A 22609-nucleotide genomic window follows, 5' to 3' on the forward strand; every position below is an offset into this window, starting at 1 on the left:
CAGATACTTATAACGTGCACGGTCTACGACCTTGTCACCGGACATACCCGGATCGGTGCCGTCCTCTTCCCACTTCACCGGGAAGCTGTAGTAGGTCTTGCCGTTTGCGTCGGTGCCCTTCTTGACATCGTTCGGATACTCAGCAATTACCTTTTCGATGGTTGCCTTGTCTGCCAGACTCCAAGTCATAGTAACGATATTCTCGCCATCCTTCGGAGTGCTGTAGGTGGTGCTTGCTGCGAAGCCCCAGTACAGACGACCAGTGGTGTTCCACTCGTTCATGTTGAACTGACCACCGTTGATGCTGTATGCAAAGCCTGCGCTCATAGAACCTGCGATACCGTAGCCAGACTCAAGCAGAATCTTCCGGGTTACTTCCGGCAGGATCATGGTGCCCTGGAGACCGGTGGAGTTGATACCGTTCTGGAGGTTAACGCCCATTTCGAAGTCTTCCTCACCCGGCTCTACGAATACGTCTTCGATCTTCCAGGTCGGCTTGCCGTCTTCCTCACCAGCGGTAGTGGTCGTACCCCATGCGGTGGTGGTGGTTGCACCAGTGGTGGTAGTGGTTTCTTCGCCGCCCTCACCAACAACGATCTTAACATAAGCGGTGTCTGCGCTCTGCGGCAGGCAGTAAGAAGCGGTCTGAGAGCTGCTTCCGATAAAGGTCGAACGGTCTTCCAGCTTGGTGCCCATTGCCTGCTGTCTGTCCTTCAGAGAGTTGAAGTCAGCAGCGGTAGACAGCGGTTCAAGAGAACCATCTTCCGGAGATCTGCTGCACAGCTGTACATAATAAGTACCATCCGGTGTGCCCTGCGGGATAACAACGTCAAATTCCGTGAATGTTTCGCTCATAGAATCGCCATTCAGGAATGTCGTACCGGAGGTATCGCCCTGGATACCTCTGTACTGCCACAGATAGAAGTTGTTTGCATCCGGAACAGCCTTACCAGCCTGTGTCTCTACAAAGTGGTTGACAGAGTAGTACGGCAGCTCAACGGTAGCAGTCTTGGTGGAGAAGTCGTCCTGAGAAACATAGTCATAGGTGATGTACGGAACGCCGTTTTCGTTGGTCTGAACATCACATTCCTGTGTCTTGCTGGAACGGTTCTTGGCATCCTTGTCTGCCTGAGAAGCATAGTAAGCATAGGTGAACTTGACCTTGTTGTCACCGTTGTCCATGATCGCAGCGCCGAAAACCTTATCGACAGCAACCTCTCTGGTTGTAACCAGAGCGAACGGATCGTCATACTTGAGCTTCTTTTTACCCAGGAGCTTTGCCAGACAATACATCGGATAAGCCGTCTTAAACGAACGGCCATCGTTTGTTGTGTACTCGTAAACAGAGCCAGCCTCAGATACATCCTTGATGTTCTCGAAGTACAGGCTGGTGTTCTCCTTACCGCCATCCTTCAGGGTTGCGCCAGTGGTTGCAGTCCAGTTCAGGGATACCATCTGGATGAAGGCATCTCTTGCCCACTCTTCCGAATCGATGTAAACACCGATTGTGCGAGTTACGTTGCCAGCTGCAACATCATCGCTAGAAACTTCGACAGTGTTGGAATCTGTTGCCATATCCTTCAGCACGAAGTTGTAGCTTGTGCCGCCATTTGCGGTCTGATTCGCACCAATGGCAGCAGTTGCGGTCAAAATGCTTGCAGGCAGTGACGACAGCGCCATCAATGCAGCAACGCCGAAGGCAAGAACCTTCTTTGATCGTTTCTTCATGTTTTCCTTTCCTTTCCTTGCCGGCATCCGCCGGCAAATACGCTTTAATAGAGTTGCCTATAATCAGGGCACAGGCTCCCCCTCGGATCCAATGCCCCAAATATACAAAATCAATTTTGCCATGCCATCTGCACGGCATCTGCGGTCAGCCGCTTACTGCTGCGGCAGTTCGTTCACCAGGTGTACCAGGAACTTCAGCAGTGTCATGGAGTCGTCGCTGCCGATCACGCCGTCTGCAAAGCAGTCTGCGTTTGCCTTTGCGGTATCGTTCAGCTCAACCACGCCAGCCACGCTCTTGTTCAGCAGAACTGCGTCCGCCAGATCGATGTCGCCATCCAGGTTTACGTCACCATACAGCAGGCTCGGGTCTACCTCAATCGTAGACTTGGTCGTGGTGGTTTCGTTTTCCTTGGTGGTTGTCTCTGCGGTGGTCTCGTTGGTAACCGGTGCAGCAGTCGTGGTGGTCTCCACAGCTGTGGTGGTCACCGGTGCTTCTGTGGTGGTCTGCTTGCTTCCGATGGTCACAGAGCCGGCTTCCGTAACGATTCCATAAGAAGCGGAATCCGTGCCGGAAATGTAGCCGATGACCATGCTGGAATTCTTCGTGCCGGAGCCCTCGTAGGTGTCACGGGAAACCGGTGCGAAATCGATGGGGGTTACCGTACCGTCAGCCACGCCGTCCTTTACCGTACCGGTAATGGTCAAAATGACACCGTCGGACTTGATCCAGTTGGCAGTCGGAGCAGCTGTTGTCCAGCTGACTGCGATCTCGCCGTCCTTGATGTTGGTTGCAAAGACCGGAGCGTCCTTAGAAGTAGAATCTGCGGCATCTGCGCCGGTATCAGCGGCTGCGCCGACTGTTACCTGATCTACACTCAGAATCGTCTGGTCAAATGTTACCGCAAAATCAAGCACATTGATTCCGGTAGACGGCACACCGCTCAGGGAGACGTCCACGGAAAATTCGCCGCCGCTCTCTGCGGTTGCCTTGCTTCCCGCCAAAGTCACACTGCTGCCTGCTGCAGAAGCGCCCAGTGAAGTTGCGGTTACTGCGAGCATTGACAGGGCAAGCGCACATGCAATTGTTCTTTTTGCTTTCATTTGTTATCCTCCTCTAGTTTCCTTACGACGTCGGCGGTGTTCCGGGCCGCCGGGCCGTAACTCATGAAGTTTAGTCGAAATCTCTGCACAGAAGCACTTCCCGAGTCCATGCGGTTCCAATTACTTATTATTATAGGATATCCAGACAGAAATGTCAATAGATAACCAAAGTTTTTGTGTAATATGGCCGAATCCAAGATTGCAGAATTGTATAATATCCCGATACCGGAATTTATTTTCTTTTCTGCACTGCAAACCTTTGGAAAACCTCATCGATTTTCCGTGCAAAATGCATTCTTCCCACAACAAATTTCAGCGCATGCTGCGCTGCTGCCATGCGGTCAGCAGACCCGTGCGATGGGCTTTTTCATCTCACCCCTTAACGACAAGTTTCGAAAAAGCAGTCCGAATGCAGCCCATGCGAGAGGGGGGAACGATTCTGAAAAAAGTTCCCCATGGCGCACCCGGCTTTTCGGCGTTTCGATGGACAAATGCCATCGGAGCGCTTATTGAAATTATACCGCATAATTTCAAAATTGTAAAGAGTGATACGCATTATTTAGTAGATATCCCCAAAAAAAATTCATTTGGTTCGTCACTTTGCACAAGAAAAAAGGACGTATCGCAGAAGATTTTCTGCACAGCCGCTTCGAAAACGCACATTTCACAAAAAACAGGGCATCCGCCGGAGCGAAGCCCTGTTTCGGCAGCGAACCGGCGATGCATTTGTACATGCATTCTGCGGTTTTTTGCCATATTCGGTCACAAAGATTTCTGCCCGTGCGCCGGCTGCACATGGGGAAGCAGCGGGGGCGCTTTGCGGACAAAGTTTCCCTGATTCTTATACCAGCTTAATGATTGCCATTTCAGCAGCATCGCCGCGGCGAGGGCCGATCTTTACGATCTGGGTGTAGCCGCCCTTGCGGTCTGCATAACGGGGGCCGATCTCGTCAACGAGCTTCTTAGCCACGTCTTCCTTGGTCACATATGCCATGATCTGACGCATTGCGAGAACACGGTCGTTCTTTTCCTTTGCGATGGTGATCATCTTTTCTGCAGCGGCACGAACTTCCTTGGCACGGGTCACGGTCGTTTCGATCTGGCCGTTCTCCAGCAGGTAAGTTACCATGCCCCGCAGCATTGCCATTCTGTGGTCAGACGGTCTGCCCAGCTTTCTGGTCCCTGACATTGTGTATTCACTCCTTTTCCTAACTGCGGCAGCCCACAGTGCACGGAGCACTGTCTGCGCCGTTGTTTTCTCTCAGTTCTTATTCTTCCTCACTGGCGAGGTCAAAGCCCAGCGACTGGAGCTTTTCCCGCACTTCATCGAAGGACTTCTTGCCGAGGTTCCGAACCTTCAGCATCTCCTCCTCCGACTTGTTGATCAAATCGTCCACGGTATTGATTCCGGCACGCTTCAAGCAGTTGAACGACCGTACGGATAAGTCAAGTTCCTCAATGGTCATCTCAAGGATTTTTTCTTTTCCCTTATCGTCCTTTTCGACAAGAACTTCCGCCAATGTTGTATCCTCAGAGAGGTCAATAAACAGCTTCAGATGCTCGTTGAGGAGATTGGCTGCCTGTGAGATTGCTTCCTTTGCGGAGATGGTACCATCGGTCCATACTTCCAGGATCAGCTTATCATAGTCTGTCACCTGGCCCAGACGGGTATCCTCCACCTGGTAGTTCACCTTCAGCACAGGGGTATAGATACTATCAACTGCAATCACATCGATTGGAGAATTCATTATCTGCTTGTTGCGCTCTGCGGAAACATAGCCTCTGCCACGATCGATCACGACTTCCATGTAGAGTCTTGCGTCCTTGCCCAGCGTTGCGATGTGCATGCCGGGATCGAGGATGCAGACCTCCGAGTCGTTCTTGAAGTCGGCTGCGGTAACTTCGCATTCGCCCTCTTTTTCGATGTAGATGGTCTTCGGACCCTCTCCATAGAGCTTTGCGGTAAGTCCCTTGAGATTCAGAATAATTTCGCTTACATCCTCTTTGACACCGGGGATTGTACTCAATTCATGGTGTACACCATCAATCTTCACAGAATTCACAGCCACACCGGGCAATGAGGAGAGCAGTACACGCCGCAGGCTATTGCCCAGGGTGATACCATACCCGCGTTCCAGCGGTGCTAAAACAAATTTACCGTATTTCCCGTCGCTACGCAGTTCCACTGTATCGAGTTCCGGCTTTTCAATATTCTCCAGCATAAAAATACCCTCCTATGCGTGGTAACTTTGTCTGTGGTTTTGTTCCAATGTTCCGCGTAATGCAAGTGATTACTTGGAGTACAATTCGACGATCAGATGTGCTGCGACTTCGTAATCCAGATCTTCCGGCTTTGCCAGACGAACGATCTTTGCGGAGAAGTTTTCCTTATCTGCTTCCAGCCATGCCGGAACGGTACGGTCTGCAGTCTGCTCTACAACTTCCTTGAACTTTGCGCTGTCACGGCTGCCCTCATACAGAGCGACAACGTCGCCCTCCTTGACACGGTAAGACGGAATGTCTACCCGCTGGCCGTTTACGGTAAAGTGCTTGTGGGTTACCAGCTGTCTTGCTTCCCGGCGGGTCAGAGCCAGACCCATGCGGAAAACAACGCTGTCCAGACGGGATTCCAGGCAAGCGATCAGGTTGTCACCAGCCTTGCCCTCCATCTTGGATGCGATCTCGAACAGGTGGTAGAACTGCTTTTCACCTACACCGTAGATGAACTTCAGCTTCTGCTTTTCCTTCAGCTGCATGCCATATTCAGAAACCTTCTTCCGGTTGTTTGCGCCCGGATTCCGGTTGGACTGTTTTGCGATACCCATAACCATCGGGCTGATACCCAGATAGCGGCATCTCTTGAGAATCGGTTCTCTACTTACTGCCATGATACATTACACCTCCTGCAAATGCAATTAGACACGACGTCTCTTCGGCGGACGGCAACCATTGTGAGGGATCGGGGTAACATCCTTGATCATCTTTACCTCCAGACCAACGGTCTGCAGTGCGCGGATTGCTGCCTCACGGCCGGATCCCGGACCCTTTACATATACTTCTACAGACTTCAGGCCGTGTTCCATTGCTGCCTTTGCCGCAGTTTCTGCTGCTGTCTGTGCAGCGAACGGCGTAGACTTTCTGGAGCCGCGGAAGCCCAGTCCGCCAGAGCTTGCCCAAGAAATGGCATTGCCCTGTGTATCGGTAATGGTTACGATGGTGTTGTTAAATGTGGACTGAATGTGTACTGCACCGTTTTCGATGTTCTTACGCTCTCTGCGGCGGCGTACAACAACCTTTTTGCCTTTCTGCTGTGCCAAAACGAAACACCCTCCCTTACTTCTTCTTGTTTGCGATGGTCTTTACCGGACCCTTGCGGGTTCTTGCGTTTGTCTTTGTCCGCTGGCCTCTTACCGGCAGACCCTTGCGGTGACGAACGCCACGGTAGCAACCGATTTCCACGAGTCTTTTGATATTCAGAGCCACTTCACGGCGGAGGTCACCCTCAACCACGCAGTGCTTGTCGATATAGTCACGCAGCTTTGCAACGTCCTCTTCGGACAGATCCTTGACACGGATATCCGGGTTTACGCCGGTACCTGCCAGAATTTCGTCTGCTGTGCTGCGGCCGATTCCGTAGATATAAGTCAGACCGATCTCGATCCGCTTATTTTTCGGAAGGTCTACACCTGCTATTCTTGCCATTATTCTCGCACCTCCATGTTAAAAAATCCCGAGCTTAGCCCTGACGCTGCTTATGCTTCGGATTTTCGCAGATTACCATTACTTTGCCTTTACGCTTAATTACCTTGCATTTTTCGCAAATCGGCTTTACGGAAGGTCTTACTTTCATTGCAACTGTCCTCCTTCTCGGAACAACTGTGCAGCCGGCCGGTTGCCGTCTGCTGGTTTCTTTACTTTGCTCTCCAGGTGATTCTGCCCTTTGTCAGGTCATAGGGCGACATCTCGATTTTCACCTTATCGCCCGGCACGATACGAATGTAGTTCATCCGCAGTTTGCCAGACACATGTGCCAGGATGACATGCTTGTTTTGCAGTTCCACCTTGAACATGGCGTTCGGCAAAGATTCCAGCACGATTCCCTCGACCTCAATTACATCTTGCTTTGACAAATTGATAACCTCCCCGATCGGGTGTTTTAACCATATTGTTTCAACATATTTCTGAGCTTCTTGTCCGTCACATCCTCCATGGGCACCGTTTGGCGGGTGCTCTGGAGATGCCGTATCTTTTTCCGTTTCGGTGCAGCGAGCTTGCGTCGTTTGCCGTCTGCGATCCAGGCAAAGCCCTCCGCAGCGTCCACCACAACAAAATAACCGCCCCGATCCCGACCGGCCATTGCACGAACTACCAGGCCTTTTGAAGGTTCCACGTGAAGTTTCCCTCCATTACGGTCTGGTCAGAATCACCGGACCATCCTGCGTCACTGCAATTTCGTGTTCAAAATGTGCCGCAAGTGAGCCGCTGCGGGTCACGACCGTCCAGCCATCGCTGAGGACACGAACCGCATCGCCTTTGACGTTAATCATTGGCTCGATGCAGAACGTCATACCGGACACCAGCCGAACGCCATGGCCGGCCTTGCCGTAATTCGGCACCTCCGGATCCTCATGCATTTCGTGTCCGATTCCGTGACCGCAGTATTCCCGCACAATACCGTATCCGCGGGAACCGCAATATTCTTCCACTGTATGAGATACGTCACCCAGGCGGGCGCCCACTCTTGCAGCATCGATCGCCGCATAAAGGCTTGCCTCGGTTACGCGGAGGAGGTCGGCTGCCTCCTCTGAAATATCACCCACGGCGAATGTGTAAGCATTGTCGCCCACAAATCCGTCGAAAGTTGCGCCCACGTCCACGCTGACGATATCGCCCTCACGGATGATGCGCTTCTTGCTGGGAATGCCGTGAATAATCTCGTCATTGATCGAAATGCAGGCACTTGCAGGAAAGCCGCCGTATCCCAGGAATGTCGGGACTGCACCGCAGCTGACGATGAAATCGTGAATGGATTTATCCAGCTGTTTGGTGGTCATTCCGGGATGGATCACTTTTCCGGCATGTTCCAAGGCACGGGCAGCGATGCGCCCTGCCTCCCGCATTTTAAGCAAATCCGATTTTGACTTGATGGTAATACTCATTGTACACCCACTGCCTTCAAGGTCAGAGCGGTGGTATCTGCCACCTCTTCCTGACCGACTACAGTTTCAAGCTTCCCCTGCTTCTCGTAATATGCCTTCAGGGGTTCCGTGGTCTTGTGGTATACGGCCAGACGATCCAGAACCGTTTCCGGCTGGTCATCCTTGCGGATGATGGTCTTGCCGCCGCACTTATCGCAAACCCCCTCGACCTTGGTGGGCTTGAACTGAATGTGATAGGTTGCGCCGCACTTCTCGCAGACTCTTCTGCCAGAAACACGGGTCTGAATGGTTTCATCCGGAACGTAGATCTCCAGAACCTTGTCGATCTTCACGCCCATCTCGTCCAGCGCCTCTGCCTGAGGAACGCTGCGGGGAAAGCCATCCAGAATGAAGCCAGCCTTGCAGTCATCCTGTGCAATGCGCTCTTTCAGGATGCCGATGACGATATCATCGGAAACCAGAGCGCCGCTGTCCATGGCTGCCTTGGCTTTTACGCCGTATTCCGTACCGGTGCGAACTGCCTCACGCAGCATGTTGCCGGTCGAAATCTGGGGAATGTTCAGTGCCTGTGAAATCACTTCTGCCTGAGTGCCCTTGCCGGCACCCGGTGCGCCTAAGAGAATCAGATTCATAGGGTAAATCTCCTTATCTTATTCGAGGAAGCCCTTGTGATGACGCATCATCATCTCAGACTCCAAGGTACGAACGGTTTCCAGAGCCACACTAACAACGATCAGTACGGTCGTACCGCCCATTGCCAGAGAGCCCAGGTTCTGGTCTGCCATAACCAGGAAAATCGGCATAATGGCGATGACACCGAGGAAGAATGCGCCCACCAGAGTGATCTTGGACAGAACACGCTGAATGTAATCCGAAGTCGGCTTGCCGGGACGGATACCCGGGATACCGCCGTTGCTCTGGCGCAGGTTGTTTGCGATTTCAATGGGATTGTACTGCATCGACACATAGAAGTAGTTGAATGCAATAATCAGGATGAAGTAGATCACCGCATAAGACAGCGATCTGGTATTGAAGAAGTTGATGAATCCGTTATAGAACTTCTGCCAGAAGCCGTCCGGGTCGGTATAAACCGGCTTGAACAGGCTGATGGTGCTGGGCAGAGACATGAAAGACATGGCGAAGATGATCGGCATAACACCGCTCATGCACACCTTAACTGGAATGTGCGTGGACTGTCCGCCATACTGCTTTCTGCCAACAACACGCTTTGCATACTGAATCGGGATCCGGCGCTCCGAAGCGTTCATGAACACGATGAATGCGATCATTACCACAAAGAGTACCAGGACTGCCAGAGATTCGAAGAAATACCGCTGCGGTTCGTTCAGGGTCAGATCCCACAGTCTTCCCACATAAACGGGGAAGCGTGCCAGGATGCCGGCGAACAGGAGCATCGAGATGCCGTTGCCGATTCCCTTGTCGTTGATCCGGTTTCCCATCCAGACAACGATGGAAGTACCGGCGATAAAGGACATGACGATAACGAAGCCGATGAAAACATTGGCTGCGGTAGAACCGCCGTCCGTCACTGCGTTCATCTGATTCTTCAGCGTCAGATAATATGCGAAGGACATAAACGCAGCCAGTGCCATTGCGACAGCGGCTGTAATTCGGTTGAGTTTCTTCTGTCCCTCTTCTCCCTCATCCCGCATGCGTTCCAGCGGCGGGAGGGCGTAGGTCAACAGCTGCATAATAATGGAGGCGTTGATATACGGTGTGATGGACAGAGAGAAAACGGTTGCATTGGACAGCGCACCACCGGTCAGGATATCCAGGTATTCCAGGAAGTTACCATCGCTTGCGTTGCTGGCCATCCAGGTTTTTACGACGTCGGTATCCAGAAATGGAACCACGACTGCGCAGCCCATGCGGAAGATCAAAAGCATGAGTAAAGTGTACAACATCTTTTTCCGGATTTCCGGAATGCTGAAAGCATTTCGCAATGTCTTAAACACGTTACATCACCTCTGCTTTTCCGCCAGCCTTTTCGATTTTTTCAGCTGCGCTCTTGGTGAACTTTGCAGCCTTTACAGTCAGCTTAGTTGTCAGCTCGCCGTCGCCGAGCACCTTGACACCATCGCATGCCTTCTTGATCAGACCAGCAGCGATGAGCAGTTCTGCATCAACAACGGTACCTTCTGTGAACTGATTCAGGTCAGAAACGTTTACAATGGCATATTCCTTTGCGAAAATGTTGTTGAAACCTCTCTTCGGAATACGTCGAGTCAGGGGCATCTGGCCGCCTTCGAAACCGATTCTTACGCCGCCGCCGCTACGTGCATTCTGGCCCTTATGGCCCTTGCCTGCGGTCTTGCCGTTACCGGAACCGTGGCCACGGCCAATTCTCTTAACTTCCTTGGTGGAGCCTTCTGCCGGGGACAATTCGTGAAGCTTCATAATGTGCACCTCCTTAGATGATAACTTATGCTTCTGTAACCTCTACGAGGTGAGAAATTTTCTGGATTTTGCCGAGGGTTGCCTCATTTTCCGGCTGTACGCTAACATCGCCGACCTTCTTCAGACCCAGCGAATTTGCGGTAGCGATCTGGTCCTTCTTGCGACCGATCAGGCTTTTTACGAGCTTGATATTCTTTGCCATTTCGCACCCTCCTTACTTCAAGATTTCCTTGACAGACTTGCCGCGCTTTTCTGCAACTTCAGCTGCAGTGGTGCAGGATGCCAGTCCGTTGATGGTTGCACGAACGACGTTGCACGGATTGTTGGAGCGCAGCGACTTCGTACGGATATCCTTGATGCCTGCTACTTCGATGACAGCACGAACCGGGCCGCCGGCGATCACACCGGTACCGGGAGCAGCCGGCTTCATCAGAACTTCGCCTGCGCCGAACTTTCCTACGATTTCGTGCGGGATGGTTGTGCCGCGCAGCGGGATCTGGATCAGGTTCTTCTTTGCGTCCTCAATGCCCTTGCGGATCGCATCCGGAACTTCACCGGACTTACCCAGACCGAAGCCTACGATGCCATTGCCGTCGCCGACAACAACCAGTGCTGCGAACTTCATGATACGACCGCCCTTTACGGTCTTGGATACGCGGTTAATGGAAACCACCTTTTCTGCAAGTTCGAGTCCCTGCGGATCAATTTTAGCCAAAGTAATACCTCCCTTGTTTAGAACTTCAGTCCGTTCTCACGTGCGCTGTCTGCCAATTCCTTGACTCTGCCGTGATACAGATAACCGCCTCTGTCGAATACAACATCGGTGATGTCCTTCTCCAGTGCACGCTTTGCGATCATCTCGCCAACCTTGCGTGCGCCCTCTGCGTTTCCGCCGACACCCTCGAATGCCTTATCCATGCTGGATGCGGATGCCAGAGTTACGCCGTTTACATCGTCGATCAGCTGTGCATAAATATGCTTGGTCGAACGGTATACGCACAGACGCGGGCGCTCAGGAGTGCCGGAAATCTTTGCACGAACTCTTGCGTGTCTTTTTGCTCTGGCTTTCTTGCTATCAATCTTTTTAATCATAGCGATTTACTCCTTTCTCGAATTACTTCTTGCCCTTGCCGGCCTTACCTTCCTTGCGGATGATATGCTCGTCAACGTAGCGGATGCCCTTGCCCTTATAAGGCTCCGGCGGACGCTTTTCACGGACTTCCGCTGCAAACTGGCCAACTTCCTGCTTGTCGATGCCGCTTACCACGATGGTGTTCGGCTGCGGAACGTCCAGCTTGATGCTATCGGTCTCTGCAACGATAACCTGATGAGAATAACCCAGGTTCATGACAACTTCCTTGCCCTTCTTTGCAGCACGATAGCCAACGCCCTCGATGATCAGGGTCTTGGAGTAACCGTTGGTTACGCCCTCCACCATATTTTCGATGAGTGTTCTAGTCAGTCCGTGCAGGGATCTGTGCTCCTTGTCATCGGTCGGACGGGTAACGGTTACCACGCCGTCTGCGACCTCGATGCCCAGCTCCTTGGAAAACTGTCTGGAGAGAGTGCCCTTCGGTCCCTTGACGGTAACCAGGTTCTCTTCGCACTTTACTTCTACGCCGGCAGGAACACTAATCGGTTTTTTTCCTATTCTTGACATAATCCCGTGTCCTCCTTACCAAACGAATGCTAAAACTTCGCCGCCGACATTCAGCTCGCGAGCCTTCTTATCTGTCATAATACCCTTTGAGGTAGAAACGATTGCAATGCCCAGTCCCTTGCGAACCTTCGGCATATCCTCACAGCTGGAATAGATCCGCAGACCCGGCTTCGATACCCGGCGCAGACCGGTGATAACCGGGCTGCGGTTTTCGCTGTACTTCAGCGTGATGCGGATTACGCCCTGCTTTCCATCTTCAATCACCTGAAAGCCCTTGATGTAGCCTTCGTCCAGCAGAATCTGGGTGATTGCCTTCTTGACATTGGAAGCGGGAACGTCAACTGTGGCGTGCCGTGCGGAACTTGCATTGCGGATTCTTGTCAGAATATCTGCGATTGTATCTGTAATCTGCATGCCAATGACCTCCTTTTCGTAGAACTCCTTTTTACCAGCTTGCTTTTTTTACGCCCGGAATCTTGCCCTCATGTGCCAGCTCACGGAAGCATACACGGCAAACGCCGAACTTTCTCAGATAGGAATGAGGTCTTCCGCAGATCTTACAACGGGTATAAGCTCTGGTGGAAAACTTGGGAGTTCTCTGCTGCTTTAATTTCATTGCCTTTTTTGCCATGACTTTGTTCCTCCCTGTTTACTTTGCGAACGGTGCGCCGAGGAGTGTCAGCAGTTCCTTTGCTTCCTCGTCTGTCTGTGCCGTTGTGATAAAGTTGATATCCATACCTCTAACCTTATCGATCTTATCGTACTCAATCTCCGGGAAGATCAGCTGTTCCTTGATACCGGTGGAGTAGTTGCCCTTACCGTCGAAGGAATTGCCGTTGATGCCGCGGAAGTCACGTACACGCGGGAAGCTGACATTGAACAGCTTGTATACGAACTCGTACATTCTCTCGCCACGCAGTGTTACCTTCACGCCGATGGGCATGCCCTCACGGAGCTTGAAGTTTGCGACGGACTTCTTTGCTCTGCAAACAACCGGTCTCTGACCTGTGATTGCTGCAAGATCAGTCATGATGGCATCGATGACCTTTGCATTGTCCTTTGCCTCGCCGGCTGCAACATTGACAACCACTTTCTCCAGCTTCGGGATCTGCATCACATTGGAGTAACCGAACTTCTTCATCATTGCAGGAGCAACGGTGCTATTGTAATAATCTTTCAATGTAGACATATCGTTTCTCCTTTACTCAAAAGATTTGCCGCACTTCTTGCAGACACGCAGCTTCTTACCGTCCTCGATCACATGACCAACTCTGGTGGGCTTGCCGCACTTCGGGCAAACCAGCTGTACCTTGCTTGCATACAGGGCAGCTTCTGTGGTGACGATTCCGCCAACCTGACCCATACGGGTAGGCTTTACGTGCTTGGTAACCACGTTGAAGCCTTCTACGATGACCTTGCCTTCCTTCGGGCTGACTGCTACGACCTTGCCGGTCTTTCTGCCCTTCGCCTTGTCATCTTTATCGTTGTACTGATACTCATCCTTACCAGTCAGCAGGATTACGGTGTCGCCTGTTTTTACATGAATCTTACTCATTTTGTTGGCACCTCCACCTTACAGAACTTCCGGTGCGAGGCTCAGGATCTTCATATAATCCTTTTCACGAAGCTCTCTTGCAACCGGCCCAAAAATACGAGTACCCTTGGGATTTTTGTCTTCACGGATAATGACAGCAGCGTTCTCATCGAAGCGGATGTAGGTTCCGTCTTCTCTGCGCAGGCCCTTCTTGGAACGAACGATAACAGCTTTCACTACGTCGCCCTTCTTTACCACGCCGCCGGGTGTTGCTTTCTTAACAGATGCGACTACGACATCGCCGATATTTGCATATCTTCTGCGAGTGCCGCCGAGAACTCTGATGCACATCAGTTCCTTCGCACCGGTGTTATCCGCAACCTTCATATAAGACTGCATCTGAATCACAGCGAGTTCCTCCTTTCAGAATCGCTTTTGGATAAGCGGGTTCTGTTTTCTCTATTGATGTGTTTACTTAGCCTTTTCGATGATTTCAACCACACGCCATCTCTTGTCCTTGGACAGCGGACGGGTTTCCATCACTTCAACACGGTCACCGACTCTGCACTCGTTGTTCTCATCGTGTGCCTTCAGGCGAACGGTTCTCTTCACGATCTTCTTGTACAGCGGATGTTTTACATTGTCGACGATTGCAACAACGACGGTCTTGTCCATCTTATCGCTGACAACCATGCCGACTCTGGTTTTTCTCAAATTTCTCTCAGCCACAGTAAAACCCTCCTCTTACTGCTGTGCAGACAGACGCAGTGCTGTCTTTACACGAGCAATGTCCTTTTTAACAGCCTTAATGCGAGCTGTATTTTCAAGCTGATTTGCTGCGAGCTGGAAACGGAGTGCAAAGAGCTCTTCCTTCAGGCTTCCCAGCTTTGCGTTCAGCTCTTCGGCCGACATGTTCTTTACTTCGGTTGCTTTCATTACTGCTCGCCTCCTTGTTCAGCTTTTACAAACTTACACTTAATCGGCAGCTTGTGCATTGCAAGACGCATTGCTTCTCTTGCAGTTTCTTCCGGTACGCCTGCGATTTCGAACAGGACTCTGCCCGGCTTTACGACTGCTACCCAATATTCCGGAGCACCCTTACCGGAACCCATACGAGTACCGAGGGGCTTCTTGGTAACAGGCTTATCCGGGAAGATCTTGATCCATACCTGACCGCCACGCTTGATATAACGTGTCATTGCGATACGGGCGGATTCGATCTGGTTGGAAGTGATCCAAGCCGGCTCCAGTGCCTGGATGCCGTATTCGCCGTTGCTTACAAAATTACCTCTGGTTGCCTTACCGGTCATACGTCCTCTGTGAACGCGGCGGTATTTTACTCTCTTCGGAAGCAGCATTATTGGTTACCTCCTTCTCTTCTTGCGTCACGGCGGAAGCTGCCGCCGTTTCTGCGGTCACCGCCACGGTTGTCACGACGACGTCTGTCATCACGGCCCCGGGGCTCACGAGTCTTTCTCTCTACCTTTTCTCTCTGGGAAGCAGCCTTTGCTGCATCGCCCTTGAGCACTTCGCCCTTATAGATCCAAACCTTTACGCCGATACGGCCGTAAGTGGTGTGTGCCTCTGCGAAGCCATAGTCGATATCTGCACGAATGGTCTGCAGCGGGATGGTACCCTCGTGGTAGCTCTCAGAACGTGCGATTTCTGCACCGCCCAGTCTGCCGGAAACCTTGGTCTTGATACCCTTTGCGCCCAGACGCATTGCACGGCCGATAGACTGCTTCATTGCACGGCGGAAGGAGATACGGTTCTCCAGATCCAGTGCGATCTTTTCAGCAACCAGCTGTGCATCCATATCCGGCTGCTTTACTTCTACGATGTTGACATAAACCTGCTTGTTCAGCATCTTTTCCAGCTGTGCACGCAGTTTTTCGATCTCTGCGCCGCCGCGGCCGATTACGACACCCGGCTTAGCGCAGTGGATGTGGATTCTAACCTTGTCTGCGAAACGCTCGATCTCAATTCTCGGAACGCCTGCTGCATACAGGTTCTTCTTGATGAACTTACGAATGTTATAATCTTCTACCAGCGTATCGCCGAAGTCAGACTTATTCGCGAACCAACGAGAATCCCAATCCTTAATGACGCCGACACGAAGACCGTGCGGATTAACCTTCTGGCCCATAACTCAACCTCCTTGGGATTATTCTTCTTCTTTCAGAACAATGGTGATGTGTGAAGTTCTCTTAAAGATGCGGAAGGCTCTGCCCTGTGCTCTCGGCTGGATCCGCTTCATGATCGGACCCGGTGTTACGAAGCACTCCGCAACGTAGAGATTTTCCTTGTTCATGCTGTGATTATTTTCTGCATTTGCAATTGCGGACTTCAAGAGCTTTTCCAGCAGCGGGCTGGCAGCCTTCGGAGTGAGGTCCAGAGTCGCCAGTGCGATATCCACAGGCTTGTTACGGATCAGATCCAGAACGATCTGAACCTTGCGCGGAGAAATCCGTGCATTTCTCAGATATGCTTTTGCTTCCATGTGATCTCCTCCTTCCGCTTACTTCTTACCATTGTTGGATGTCTTAGAACCAGCGTGTCCCTTAAAGGTTCTGGTCGGTGCGAATTCACCCAACTTGTGTCCTACCATATCTTCTGTCACATATACCGGAACGTGCTTGCGACCGTCATGCACAGCGATGGTGTGGCCTACGAAATCCGGGAAAATGGTAGAAGAACGGCTCCATGTCTTGAGCACTTTCTTCTCGCCGGCTTCGTTCATAGCCTGTACACGCTTGAGGAGGACTTCCTGGACGTAAGGTCCCTTTTTGATACTTCTGCTCATGAGTGTGTTCCTCCTTTCCCTTATCTACCGTTGCGGCGTTTTACAATATACTTATCGGATGCCTTGTGCTTTGCACGAGTCTTATAACCCAGAGCCGGCTTACCCCAAGGAGTAACAGGTCCCGGACGACCGATCGGCGACTTACCTTCACCACCACCGTGCGGGTGATCGTTCGGGTTCATAACAGAACCTCTGACGGTAGGTCTCCAGCCCTTGTTTCTCACGCGGCCAGCCTTACCGTAATGTACGTTTTCGTGGTCGATGTTAGAAACCTGGCCGATGGAAGCACGGCACTCGATCGGCACTTTTCTCATTTCGCCGGAGGGCAGACGAACCAGTGCGAAAGCACCTTCCTTGCCCATCAGCTGTGCCATGTTGCCTGCGCTGCGGACCAGCTGAGCGCCCTTACCCGGATACAGTTCAATTGCGTGGATAAAGGTACCAACCGGAATGTTTACCAGCGGCAGTGCGTTGCCCGGCTTGATGTCAGCATCTGCGCCAGAGCGGACAACAGCGCCAACCTTCAGACCTTCCGGTGCGAGGATGTAGCGCTTTTCGCCATCTTCATACTGAACCAGTGCGATGAATGCGCTGCGGTTCGGATCGTACTCCAGCGTCAGAACAGTTGCGTTCATGCCGTCCTTTGCACGCTTGAAGTCGATGACACGATACTTTCTGCGGTTTCCGCCGCCTCTGTGGCGGACGGTAATTCTGCCGTAGCTGTTGCGGCCCGAGTTCTTCTTCAGCGGCTCGAGCAGGCTCTTCTCCGGCTTTACCTTCGACAGACCCGAATAGTCGGTCACAGTCATATTTCTGCGGGACGGGGTCGTCGGTTTATAGGTCTTAATGGCCATTCTTTTCACTCCTTATATAAATGCCAGATTTGCGGGAGCATCACTCCCATACTCGTTACAGACGATTCAGTCTCTGTAACTTAGAACATACCGTCGAAGAATTCGATGGTACCCTTGCGCTTGGTGCCGTCCTTGCCCTTTTCCGGATCCGGATTGATGGTGATAACAGCCTTCTTGAAATCCGGGCGCTTACCAACGTTGCGACCCATGCGCTTGGTCTTTCCGGTGCAGTTTACGGTATTTACCTTCAGAACCTGTACCTGGAACAGAGCTTCAGCAGCCTGTGCGATCTCAACCTTATTGGCATCCTTTGCAACCTTGAAGGTGTACTTGCCGCTCTGCATGTCGTCGACACTGCGTTCCGTGATAACCGGGGTCAGAATGATATCCTGCGGTGCTTTCACTTTGCATACACCTCCTCGATTTTTGCAACAGCATCCTGTGCGATGATGAACTTGTCATAGTTCAGGATGTCATATACGTTCAGGGTGTTGACAGCAGCGGTCTTGACACCCGGAATATTTGCTGCACTCTTAACGACCTTCTGGTCTGCAACAGCAGTTACCAGCAGAGCCTTGCCCTCTACGTTCAGTGCCTTGAGCATTGCAACGATGGTCTTTGTCTTGAATTCGTCCATCTTCAGGCTGTCCAGAACGATCATATTCTGATCCAGAACCTTGGTGGAAAGTGCAGACTTCATAGCCAGTTTTCTGACTTTCTTGTTCAGTGCATAGCGGTAGCTTCTCGGCTTCGGTCCGAGTGCTACGCCGCCGTGTGTCCACTGGGGAGCACGGATGGAACCCTGTCTTGCATGGCCAGTACCTTTCTGTCTCCAGGGCTTTCTGCCGCCGCCTCTTACCTCAGTACGGGTCAGAGTGGACTGTGTGCCCTGACGCTGATTGGCGAGATAGTTGACTACCGATGCATGCATAACTGCCTCATTGGGCGTAATTGCGAAAACCGCATCTGAAAGCTCGGTTTCAGATACCTGCTGGCCTGCCATGTTAAATACTGCAATCTTTGCCATTGATGTTTCCTCCTTTCTTACGCCTTGACGCTGTCAGTGATTACGACAACCCCGCCCTTTGCGCCCGGGATTGCGCCCTTAACTGCGATGAGATTATTCTCACTATCGACCTTTACGATCTCCAGATTCTGAACGGTAACCTTCTCTGCGCCCATGTGGCCCGGCATGCCCTTGCCCTTGTAGATACGGGACGGAGAGGAGCATGCGCCCATGGAACCTGCCTGACGGTGAACCGGGCCGGTACCGTGGGTTTCCTTCAGTCTGTGCTGATTGTGGCGCTTGATGGCACCTGCAAAGCCCTTACCCTTGCTGGTACCGCTGACATCCACGCTGTCACCGACTTCAAAGGTATCTGCCTTGATGACGTCGCCGACATTCAGATCTGCGCTGCCAGCCAGACGGAATTCCTTCAGTGTTTTCTTTGCTGCCACATTGGCCTTGGTGAAGTGACCCTGCATCGGCTTGGTCAGGCGGGTTGCCTTCACATCGCCAAAGCCGAGCTGTACTGCCTCATAGCCGTCGTTTTCGGTTGTCTTCTTCTGGATGACAACGCACGGGCCGGCTTCAATGACAGTAACCGGAATTACCTTTCCGGATTCGTCGAAGATCTGCGTCATGCCGACCTTCTTGCCGATAATTGCCTTTTGCATTTTGCTTTCCTCCTGTTGGTTATTGGTTGACTTTCGTCAACATGACCGATGGTGTTTCCACCATCTGCGGCAAAATCGCTTTTGCCGCGCGGGCTTTTTTACTTGAGTTCCACGATAACAACGTCAACGCCTGCCGGAATCTCCAGCTTCTGCAGAGCTTCCTGTGTCTTCTGAGTCGGACGGATTACGTCGATCAGACGCTTGTGGGTGCGGCGCTCGAACTGCTCACGGCTGTCCTTGTACTTGTGAGTTGCACGCAGGATCGTAACGATCTCCTTGTCGGTCGGGAGCGGGATCGGACCCGATACCTGAGAACCGCTTCTCTTTGCAGCCTCTGCGATTTTTGCAGCAGCAGCATCTACTGTTGCGTGTTCATAGCCCTTGATCTTGATTCTGATCTTCTGATTGCTTGCCATTTTTTCGCCTCCTTTGCATTTTGGGGGCCGGAGCGGAAACCGCTCCGTCAGGATTTTCCACGGTGCCGGGTGTTCCCGGCACATAGGTACAAAAAAACTCGAAAAATACAGAGATTTTCCGAGCCAGAGTCACAGCAGCACAAAACAGACATAGCGAGAGCCATGCGCTTTTCTTGTACACAAACTGTGCCTATCCTGATTCGCCCGGTTTAAAATCGGACATACTCCATGAAAATTCCCCGGCATACCGCCGGCAACCTTTCACTTCAACGCATATCTATTGCAATCATGCTTATACATTCTAGCATATTCCGGCGGAAATTGCAAGGGGTTTTGCAAAGTTTCCGCATCCGTCTTTGTAAATTTTTTGTGTACACCGGAATTTCGTGATTTCGTTCCTCATTTTTCCCGCCGCTTTGCGAAAAAAACAAAATTTTGAATCTTATCTTGTTTTTTTTTCAAAAGTATGCTATACTATTCTCACAAGAAGCAGTACCGCAGTCTGTACTATACTATTTTATAATGGGGGAAAAAGAGAGAGCAACTGTTTTTTAGGAAAGGAAAAAAGCATATGAATTACACAGAGGCAAAGCAGTACCTTGCCCGGCACGGGCAGGAGCATCTGCTGCATTTTTACGACACCCTGACCCCGCCCCAGCAGGAATCGCTGCTGGCGCAGATCGCCGGACTGGGGCTGGAGCGGCCGCAGTTTCGGGACAGAAACGCCCTGACCCAGAAGCGGGGAGAATTTTCCCCGCTGGGTGCGCTCACCATGGAGGAGATCCGGAAAAACGAGGCAAAGTACCGGGAGATCGGGCTGCGTGCCATTCGGGAGGCAAAGGTGGGAGCTGTGCTGCTCGCCGGCGGACAGGGCTCACGGCTGGGCTTTGAGCACCCCAAGGGCATGTTCAACATGGGCAGGACACGGGAGCTGTACATTTTCCAGTGCCTCATCGAGAACCTGAAGCGTGTCACGGACGAGGCGCAGGCGTACGTGCCCCTGCTGATCATGACCAGCAAGCAGAACAACGAGGAGACGCAGGCGTTTTTCCGGGAGCACGGCTATTTTGGCTACAGTGCCGACAACATCGATTTCTTCACGCAGGAAACTGAGCCGGCGGTGGACGAGGACGGAAAGATTCTCATGACCGCCCCCGACCAGATCGCCCTGCTGCCCAACGGCAACGGCGGATGGTTCTCCTCCATGCAGCGTGCCGGACTGCTGGAAAAAGTGCACAGCATCGGCATCGAGTGGCTGAACGTCTTTGCAGTGGACAACGTGCTCCAGCAGATCGCCGACCCCGTCTTTCTGGGGGCGACCATCGACTCCGGCTGTGCCTCCGGCGGCAAGGTTGTCAGCAAGGCTGCGCCGGATGAGCGGGTAGGCGTGCTCTGTCTGGAGGACGGCAAGCCCTCCATCGTGGAGTACTTCGAGATGACCGACGAAATGCGCACTCTGCGCAATCCGGACGGCAGCCTTGCCTACCGGTTCGGCGTCATTCTGAACTACCTGTTCCGGGTAGATGCGCTCACCCACACGCTGAACTCCGACTTTCCCCTGTATGTGGCGCACAAGAAGATCGCCCACATCAACGCCGACGGCGTCCTCGTCAAGCCGGACAAGCCCAACGGCTACAAATTCGAAACGCTGGTGCTGGACATGGTGCACATGCAGGACAGCTGCCTTGCCTTTGAGGTAGACCGCAGCCGGGAATTTGCACCGGTCAAGAACGCCACCGGCGTGGACTCGGTAGAAACGGCGCAGGCGCTGCTGGAGCAGAACGGCGTGACGCTCTAATTACACAGAAACAACAGGCGGAGGAAATTCCTGCGGCGGTATGCCGGGGAACTTCCTCCGCTTTTTCATTATGCGTTTTTCCGCAGCTTCACGGCGCACTTCATTCCCTGCCGGAACAGAAAGCGCACCAGCGGGCCGGCAAAGAACAGCTGCCAGCACAGCGCCATGGGGAAATTGAGGGCAGTGGTCTGGAGCCATACGGCGATGATCTGTCTGCCAGCGTGCTGGAACAGAATGGTGGCTGCGAGACTCATCAGCGGACACATCCACAGCACGGACACCACCGAGATCGCCAGCACCAGATGGAACGGGTTCTCTTTTTCCGGATTCACCATCTGCATCGCCTTGCGCTTGGCGAGCTTTCCCACCAGAAAAAAGTCCAGCACAAACGCCAGCACCGCCATAACAGGCAGTTCGCCCAGCGCCATGAGAAAGACACGGTTTTCCATACCGCCGATGCTGAGGGCGATGTTGTAGCAGATCATGGCATAAACCATCACCAGAACCATCATTCCGGTGAAAACAACTTCCTGTACCTTGTTTTTGGGCATAAAAATATCCTCCTGTGATAACAAAACTTTGCACTGCGTGTTGTTCGTTATCATCCGGAGGATGTGCGTTTCCAATTCTGAGAGCCTGCCGGCTCCTGTACCATCATTTGTGCCTGATTATTGTACCACAATTTCGGGGCGTTGTCAAGCCCATGATTTCAGAACCTGTCTTCACAAAATCCTGCATGATGTGCAGATTCCCTCGCCAAAGGTATCACTTTCCGGATAGCAGATTTCACAGCATCCGGCAACCTGCGAAGCGTGGCGTGCAAAACGGCACCCCGTCAAACCCGACGGAGTGCCGCTGTTTTTATGATTTTGTGCGGTTTGCCTCTGGCTTACGCCTCCACGATCACCTTATGGAATGATTTACGCGGTATAAGGCAGGTCATTTACCAGATGTACCAGAAACTTCAGCAGTACCATGCTGTCATCTGCGCTGTGCTTGCCGTCGCTGTTGCAGTCGGCGTTCAGCGCTGCCTGCTGGTTCAGTGTCACAAAACCGGCAACCGCCTTATTCAGCAGGACGGCATCCGCCAGATCCACGTCGCCGTCCAGAGTCACATCGCCATAGAACACGTCCGGATTGATGGAAACGGTCGTGCCCACAGTGGCGGTTGTGGCAGCGGTAGTTTCGGTTGTTGTGGTTGCAGTGGTTGTTGTGGTAGTAGTCTCAGTTGTTGTGATGCTGCCCAGAGAAACAAAAGAAATGCCATATATCTCAGCATAGGTTTCTGCATAAGAACCAGTGTAGCCGTAGATTGTCAAAATGTCACAGCCGAGAAAAGCATAATCTCCAATACTCGTCACGCTGTCCGGTATCATGATTTCTGTCAAGCTGGCACAGTAGGAAAAAGCCTCCTCTCCGATACTCGTCACGCTGTCCGGTATCGTGATTGATGTCAAACTG

General features: G+C 52.2%; 38 protein-coding genes. 2 read left to right on the plus strand and 36 right to left on the minus strand.

Features of this window, described 5'->3' with window-relative positions; all coding sequences use genetic code 11:
* Positions 1 to 1728, minus strand: a 1728-nt coding sequence (locus QZL66_RS09760; RefSeq protein WP_293602249.1) for a hypothetical protein, incomplete at its 3' end; no start/stop codon positions are given.
* A 153-nt stretch (positions 1729 to 1881) separates the two neighbouring features.
* Entirely contained in the window at positions 1882 to 2829 is a 948-nt protein-coding gene (locus QZL66_RS09765; protein ID WP_022411532.1) for a cohesin domain-containing protein, read from the minus strand.
* 183 nt (positions 2830 to 3012) lie between these two features.
* On the opposite strand from QZL66_RS09765, the gene QZL66_RS09770 reads away from it, so the two are divergent.
* Positions 3013 to 3342: a hypothetical protein gene (locus QZL66_RS09770; protein ID WP_293602252.1), complete on the plus strand. Its 330-nt coding sequence runs from the start codon at positions 3013 to 3015 to the stop codon at positions 3340 to 3342.
* Positions 3343 to 3670: 328 nt separating this feature from the next.
* On the opposite strand, the gene rplQ is transcribed toward QZL66_RS09770, so the two are convergent.
* From rplQ to rpsJ, 32 genes are all read right to left on the minus strand, one after another.
* Complete coding sequence (gene rplQ / locus QZL66_RS09775; RefSeq protein ID WP_022411534.1) at positions 3671 to 4018, minus strand: 50S ribosomal protein L17; 348 nt, start codon at positions 4016 to 4018, stop codon at positions 3671 to 3673.
* A gap of 79 nt (positions 4019 to 4097) precedes the next feature.
* Positions 4098 to 5051, minus strand: a complete 954-nt coding sequence (locus tag QZL66_RS09780; protein WP_022411535.1) for a DNA-directed RNA polymerase subunit alpha — start codon at positions 5049 to 5051, stop codon at positions 4098 to 4100.
* Positions 5052 to 5120: 69 nt separating this feature from the next.
* A complete protein-coding gene (rpsD, locus tag QZL66_RS09785; protein ID WP_022411536.1) occupies positions 5121 to 5717 on the minus strand; it encodes a 30S ribosomal protein S4 in 597 nt (198 codons plus the stop codon).
* A gap of 27 nt (positions 5718 to 5744) precedes the next feature.
* Positions 5745 to 6146, minus strand: a complete 402-nt coding sequence (gene rpsK / locus QZL66_RS09790) for a 30S ribosomal protein S11 (RefSeq protein WP_021681240.1) — start codon at positions 6144 to 6146, stop codon at positions 5745 to 5747.
* Positions 6147 to 6162: 16 nt separating this feature from the next.
* Complete coding sequence (gene rpsM, locus QZL66_RS09795) at positions 6163 to 6531, minus strand: 30S ribosomal protein S13 (RefSeq protein WP_022411537.1); 369 nt, start codon at positions 6529 to 6531, stop codon at positions 6163 to 6165.
* Positions 6532 to 6565: 34 nt separating this feature from the next.
* On the minus strand, positions 6566 to 6679 hold the full coding sequence (gene rpmJ, locus QZL66_RS09800; RefSeq protein ID WP_000868342.1) for a 50S ribosomal protein L36: 114 nt from the start codon (positions 6677 to 6679) through the stop codon (positions 6566 to 6568).
* Positions 6680 to 6740: 61 nt separating this feature from the next.
* Positions 6741 to 6959: a translation initiation factor IF-1 gene (gene infA / locus QZL66_RS09805; RefSeq protein ID WP_022411538.1), complete on the minus strand. Its 219-nt coding sequence runs from the start codon at positions 6957 to 6959 to the stop codon at positions 6741 to 6743.
* A gap of 26 nt (positions 6960 to 6985) precedes the next feature.
* The gene (locus tag QZL66_RS09810; RefSeq protein ID WP_022411539.1) at positions 6986 to 7219 is read right to left on the minus strand and encodes a KOW domain-containing RNA-binding protein; all 234 of its coding nucleotides are present in this window, start codon (positions 7217 to 7219) and stop codon (positions 6986 to 6988) included.
* A 16-nt stretch (positions 7220 to 7235) separates the two neighbouring features.
* A complete protein-coding gene (map, locus tag QZL66_RS09815; RefSeq protein WP_022411540.1) occupies positions 7236 to 7988 on the minus strand; it encodes a type I methionyl aminopeptidase in 753 nt (250 codons plus the stop codon).
* Positions 7985 to 8620 (minus strand): adenylate kinase, encoded by a 636-nt coding sequence (locus QZL66_RS09820; RefSeq protein WP_022411541.1) that lies wholly within the window; start codon positions 8618 to 8620, stop codon positions 7985 to 7987. The genes map and QZL66_RS09820 overlap by 4 nt, the downstream gene beginning before the upstream one ends.
* Before the next feature lie 18 nt (positions 8621 to 8638).
* A complete protein-coding gene (secY, locus tag QZL66_RS09825) occupies positions 8639 to 9964 on the minus strand; it encodes a preprotein translocase subunit SecY (RefSeq protein WP_022411542.1) in 1326 nt (441 codons plus the stop codon).
* A gap of 1 nt (position 9965) precedes the next feature.
* Positions 9966 to 10406, minus strand: coding sequence for a 50S ribosomal protein L15 (gene rplO, locus QZL66_RS09830; RefSeq protein WP_022411543.1), 441 nt, complete (start codon positions 10404 to 10406; stop codon positions 9966 to 9968).
* Between the two features lie 25 nt (positions 10407 to 10431).
* Entirely contained in the window at positions 10432 to 10608 is a 177-nt protein-coding gene (rpmD, locus tag QZL66_RS09835) for a 50S ribosomal protein L30 (RefSeq protein ID WP_021681248.1), read from the minus strand.
* A 12-nt stretch (positions 10609 to 10620) separates the two neighbouring features.
* Positions 10621 to 11121 (minus strand): 30S ribosomal protein S5, encoded by a 501-nt coding sequence (gene rpsE / locus QZL66_RS09840; RefSeq protein WP_022411544.1) that lies wholly within the window; start codon positions 11119 to 11121, stop codon positions 10621 to 10623.
* 17 nt (positions 11122 to 11138) lie between these two features.
* On the minus strand, positions 11139 to 11498 hold the full coding sequence (rplR, locus tag QZL66_RS09845; RefSeq protein WP_022411545.1) for a 50S ribosomal protein L18: 360 nt from the start codon (positions 11496 to 11498) through the stop codon (positions 11139 to 11141).
* Positions 11499 to 11520: 22 nt separating this feature from the next.
* Positions 11521 to 12066 (minus strand): 50S ribosomal protein L6, encoded by a 546-nt coding sequence (gene rplF / locus QZL66_RS09850; protein WP_022411546.1) that lies wholly within the window; start codon positions 12064 to 12066, stop codon positions 11521 to 11523.
* Positions 12067 to 12081: 15 nt separating this feature from the next.
* A complete protein-coding gene (gene rpsH, locus QZL66_RS09855) occupies positions 12082 to 12480 on the minus strand; it encodes a 30S ribosomal protein S8 (protein ID WP_022411547.1) in 399 nt (132 codons plus the stop codon).
* A 31-nt stretch (positions 12481 to 12511) separates the two neighbouring features.
* Positions 12512 to 12697, minus strand: coding sequence for a type Z 30S ribosomal protein S14 (locus tag QZL66_RS09860; RefSeq protein WP_022411548.1), 186 nt, complete (start codon positions 12695 to 12697; stop codon positions 12512 to 12514).
* A gap of 18 nt (positions 12698 to 12715) precedes the next feature.
* Positions 12716 to 13255 carry a 50S ribosomal protein L5 gene (gene rplE, locus QZL66_RS09865; RefSeq protein WP_022411549.1) on the minus strand — a complete coding sequence of 180 codons (540 nt, stop codon included), beginning with the start codon at positions 13253 to 13255 and terminating at the stop codon, positions 12716 to 12718.
* Between the two features lie 12 nt (positions 13256 to 13267).
* Positions 13268 to 13621 (minus strand): 50S ribosomal protein L24, encoded by a 354-nt coding sequence (gene rplX / locus QZL66_RS09870; RefSeq protein WP_022411550.1) that lies wholly within the window; start codon positions 13619 to 13621, stop codon positions 13268 to 13270.
* A gap of 18 nt (positions 13622 to 13639) precedes the next feature.
* Positions 13640 to 14008 (minus strand): 50S ribosomal protein L14, encoded by a 369-nt coding sequence (gene rplN / locus QZL66_RS09875; protein WP_022411551.1) that lies wholly within the window; start codon positions 14006 to 14008, stop codon positions 13640 to 13642.
* A 63-nt stretch (positions 14009 to 14071) separates the two neighbouring features.
* Entirely contained in the window at positions 14072 to 14329 is a 258-nt protein-coding gene (gene rpsQ, locus QZL66_RS09880) for a 30S ribosomal protein S17 (RefSeq protein WP_022411552.1), read from the minus strand.
* A 15-nt stretch (positions 14330 to 14344) separates the two neighbouring features.
* Positions 14345 to 14536 carry a 50S ribosomal protein L29 gene (gene rpmC, locus QZL66_RS09885; RefSeq protein WP_022411553.1) on the minus strand — a complete coding sequence of 64 codons (192 nt, stop codon included), beginning with the start codon at positions 14534 to 14536 and terminating at the stop codon, positions 14345 to 14347.
* Positions 14536 to 14958: a 50S ribosomal protein L16 gene (gene rplP / locus QZL66_RS09890; RefSeq protein ID WP_022411554.1), complete on the minus strand. Its 423-nt coding sequence runs from the start codon at positions 14956 to 14958 to the stop codon at positions 14536 to 14538. The genes rpmC and rplP overlap by 1 nt, the downstream gene beginning before the upstream one ends.
* Positions 14958 to 15746 (minus strand): 30S ribosomal protein S3, encoded by a 789-nt coding sequence (gene rpsC / locus QZL66_RS09895; protein WP_022411555.1) that lies wholly within the window; start codon positions 15744 to 15746, stop codon positions 14958 to 14960. The genes rplP and rpsC overlap by 1 nt, the downstream gene beginning before the upstream one ends.
* Before the next feature lie 18 nt (positions 15747 to 15764).
* A complete protein-coding gene (gene rplV / locus QZL66_RS09900; RefSeq protein ID WP_022411556.1) occupies positions 15765 to 16100 on the minus strand; it encodes a 50S ribosomal protein L22 in 336 nt (111 codons plus the stop codon).
* 18 nt (positions 16101 to 16118) lie between these two features.
* Positions 16119 to 16403: a 30S ribosomal protein S19 gene (gene rpsS / locus QZL66_RS09905; RefSeq protein WP_022411557.1), complete on the minus strand. Its 285-nt coding sequence runs from the start codon at positions 16401 to 16403 to the stop codon at positions 16119 to 16121.
* A gap of 20 nt (positions 16404 to 16423) precedes the next feature.
* Complete coding sequence (rplB, locus tag QZL66_RS09910) at positions 16424 to 17257, minus strand: 50S ribosomal protein L2 (RefSeq protein ID WP_022411558.1); 834 nt, start codon at positions 17255 to 17257, stop codon at positions 16424 to 16426.
* 80 nt (positions 17258 to 17337) lie between these two features.
* Positions 17338 to 17661 (minus strand): 50S ribosomal protein L23, encoded by a 324-nt coding sequence (gene rplW, locus QZL66_RS09915; protein ID WP_022411559.1) that lies wholly within the window; start codon positions 17659 to 17661, stop codon positions 17338 to 17340.
* On the minus strand, positions 17658 to 18284 hold the full coding sequence (gene rplD, locus QZL66_RS09920; RefSeq protein WP_022411560.1) for a 50S ribosomal protein L4: 627 nt from the start codon (positions 18282 to 18284) through the stop codon (positions 17658 to 17660). Before rplD ends, rplW begins: the two co-directional genes overlap by 4 nt.
* A 17-nt stretch (positions 18285 to 18301) precedes the next feature.
* A complete protein-coding gene (gene rplC, locus QZL66_RS09925) occupies positions 18302 to 18934 on the minus strand; it encodes a 50S ribosomal protein L3 (protein WP_022411561.1) in 633 nt (210 codons plus the stop codon).
* 98 nt (positions 18935 to 19032) lie between these two features.
* Entirely contained in the window at positions 19033 to 19350 is a 318-nt protein-coding gene (gene rpsJ / locus QZL66_RS09930) for a 30S ribosomal protein S10 (protein ID WP_022411562.1), read from the minus strand.
* A 571-nt stretch (positions 19351 to 19921) separates the two neighbouring features.
* Here rpsJ and QZL66_RS09935 point away from each other — a divergent pair.
* Complete coding sequence (locus QZL66_RS09935; RefSeq protein ID WP_022411563.1) at positions 19922 to 21148, plus strand: UTP--glucose-1-phosphate uridylyltransferase; 1227 nt, start codon at positions 19922 to 19924, stop codon at positions 21146 to 21148.
* A gap of 68 nt (positions 21149 to 21216) precedes the next feature.
* Here the strand turns inward: QZL66_RS09935 and QZL66_RS09940 are convergent, their stop codons facing one another.
* Both QZL66_RS09940 and QZL66_RS09945 read right to left on the minus strand, forming a co-directional pair.
* Positions 21217 to 21699: a DUF2798 domain-containing protein gene (locus QZL66_RS09940; RefSeq protein WP_022411564.1), complete on the minus strand. Its 483-nt coding sequence runs from the start codon at positions 21697 to 21699 to the stop codon at positions 21217 to 21219.
* Between the two features lie 369 nt (positions 21700 to 22068).
* Positions 22069 to 22609 (minus strand): leucine-rich repeat protein (locus QZL66_RS09945; protein WP_293614953.1); only part of this gene is annotated, 541 nt, incomplete at its 5' end.

Source organism: Ruminococcus sp. CAG:330 (genome assembly GCF_000437175.1).
In the GTDB taxonomy this organism is placed as follows: Bacteria; Bacillota; Clostridia; order Oscillospirales; family Ruminococcaceae; genus Ruminococcus_C.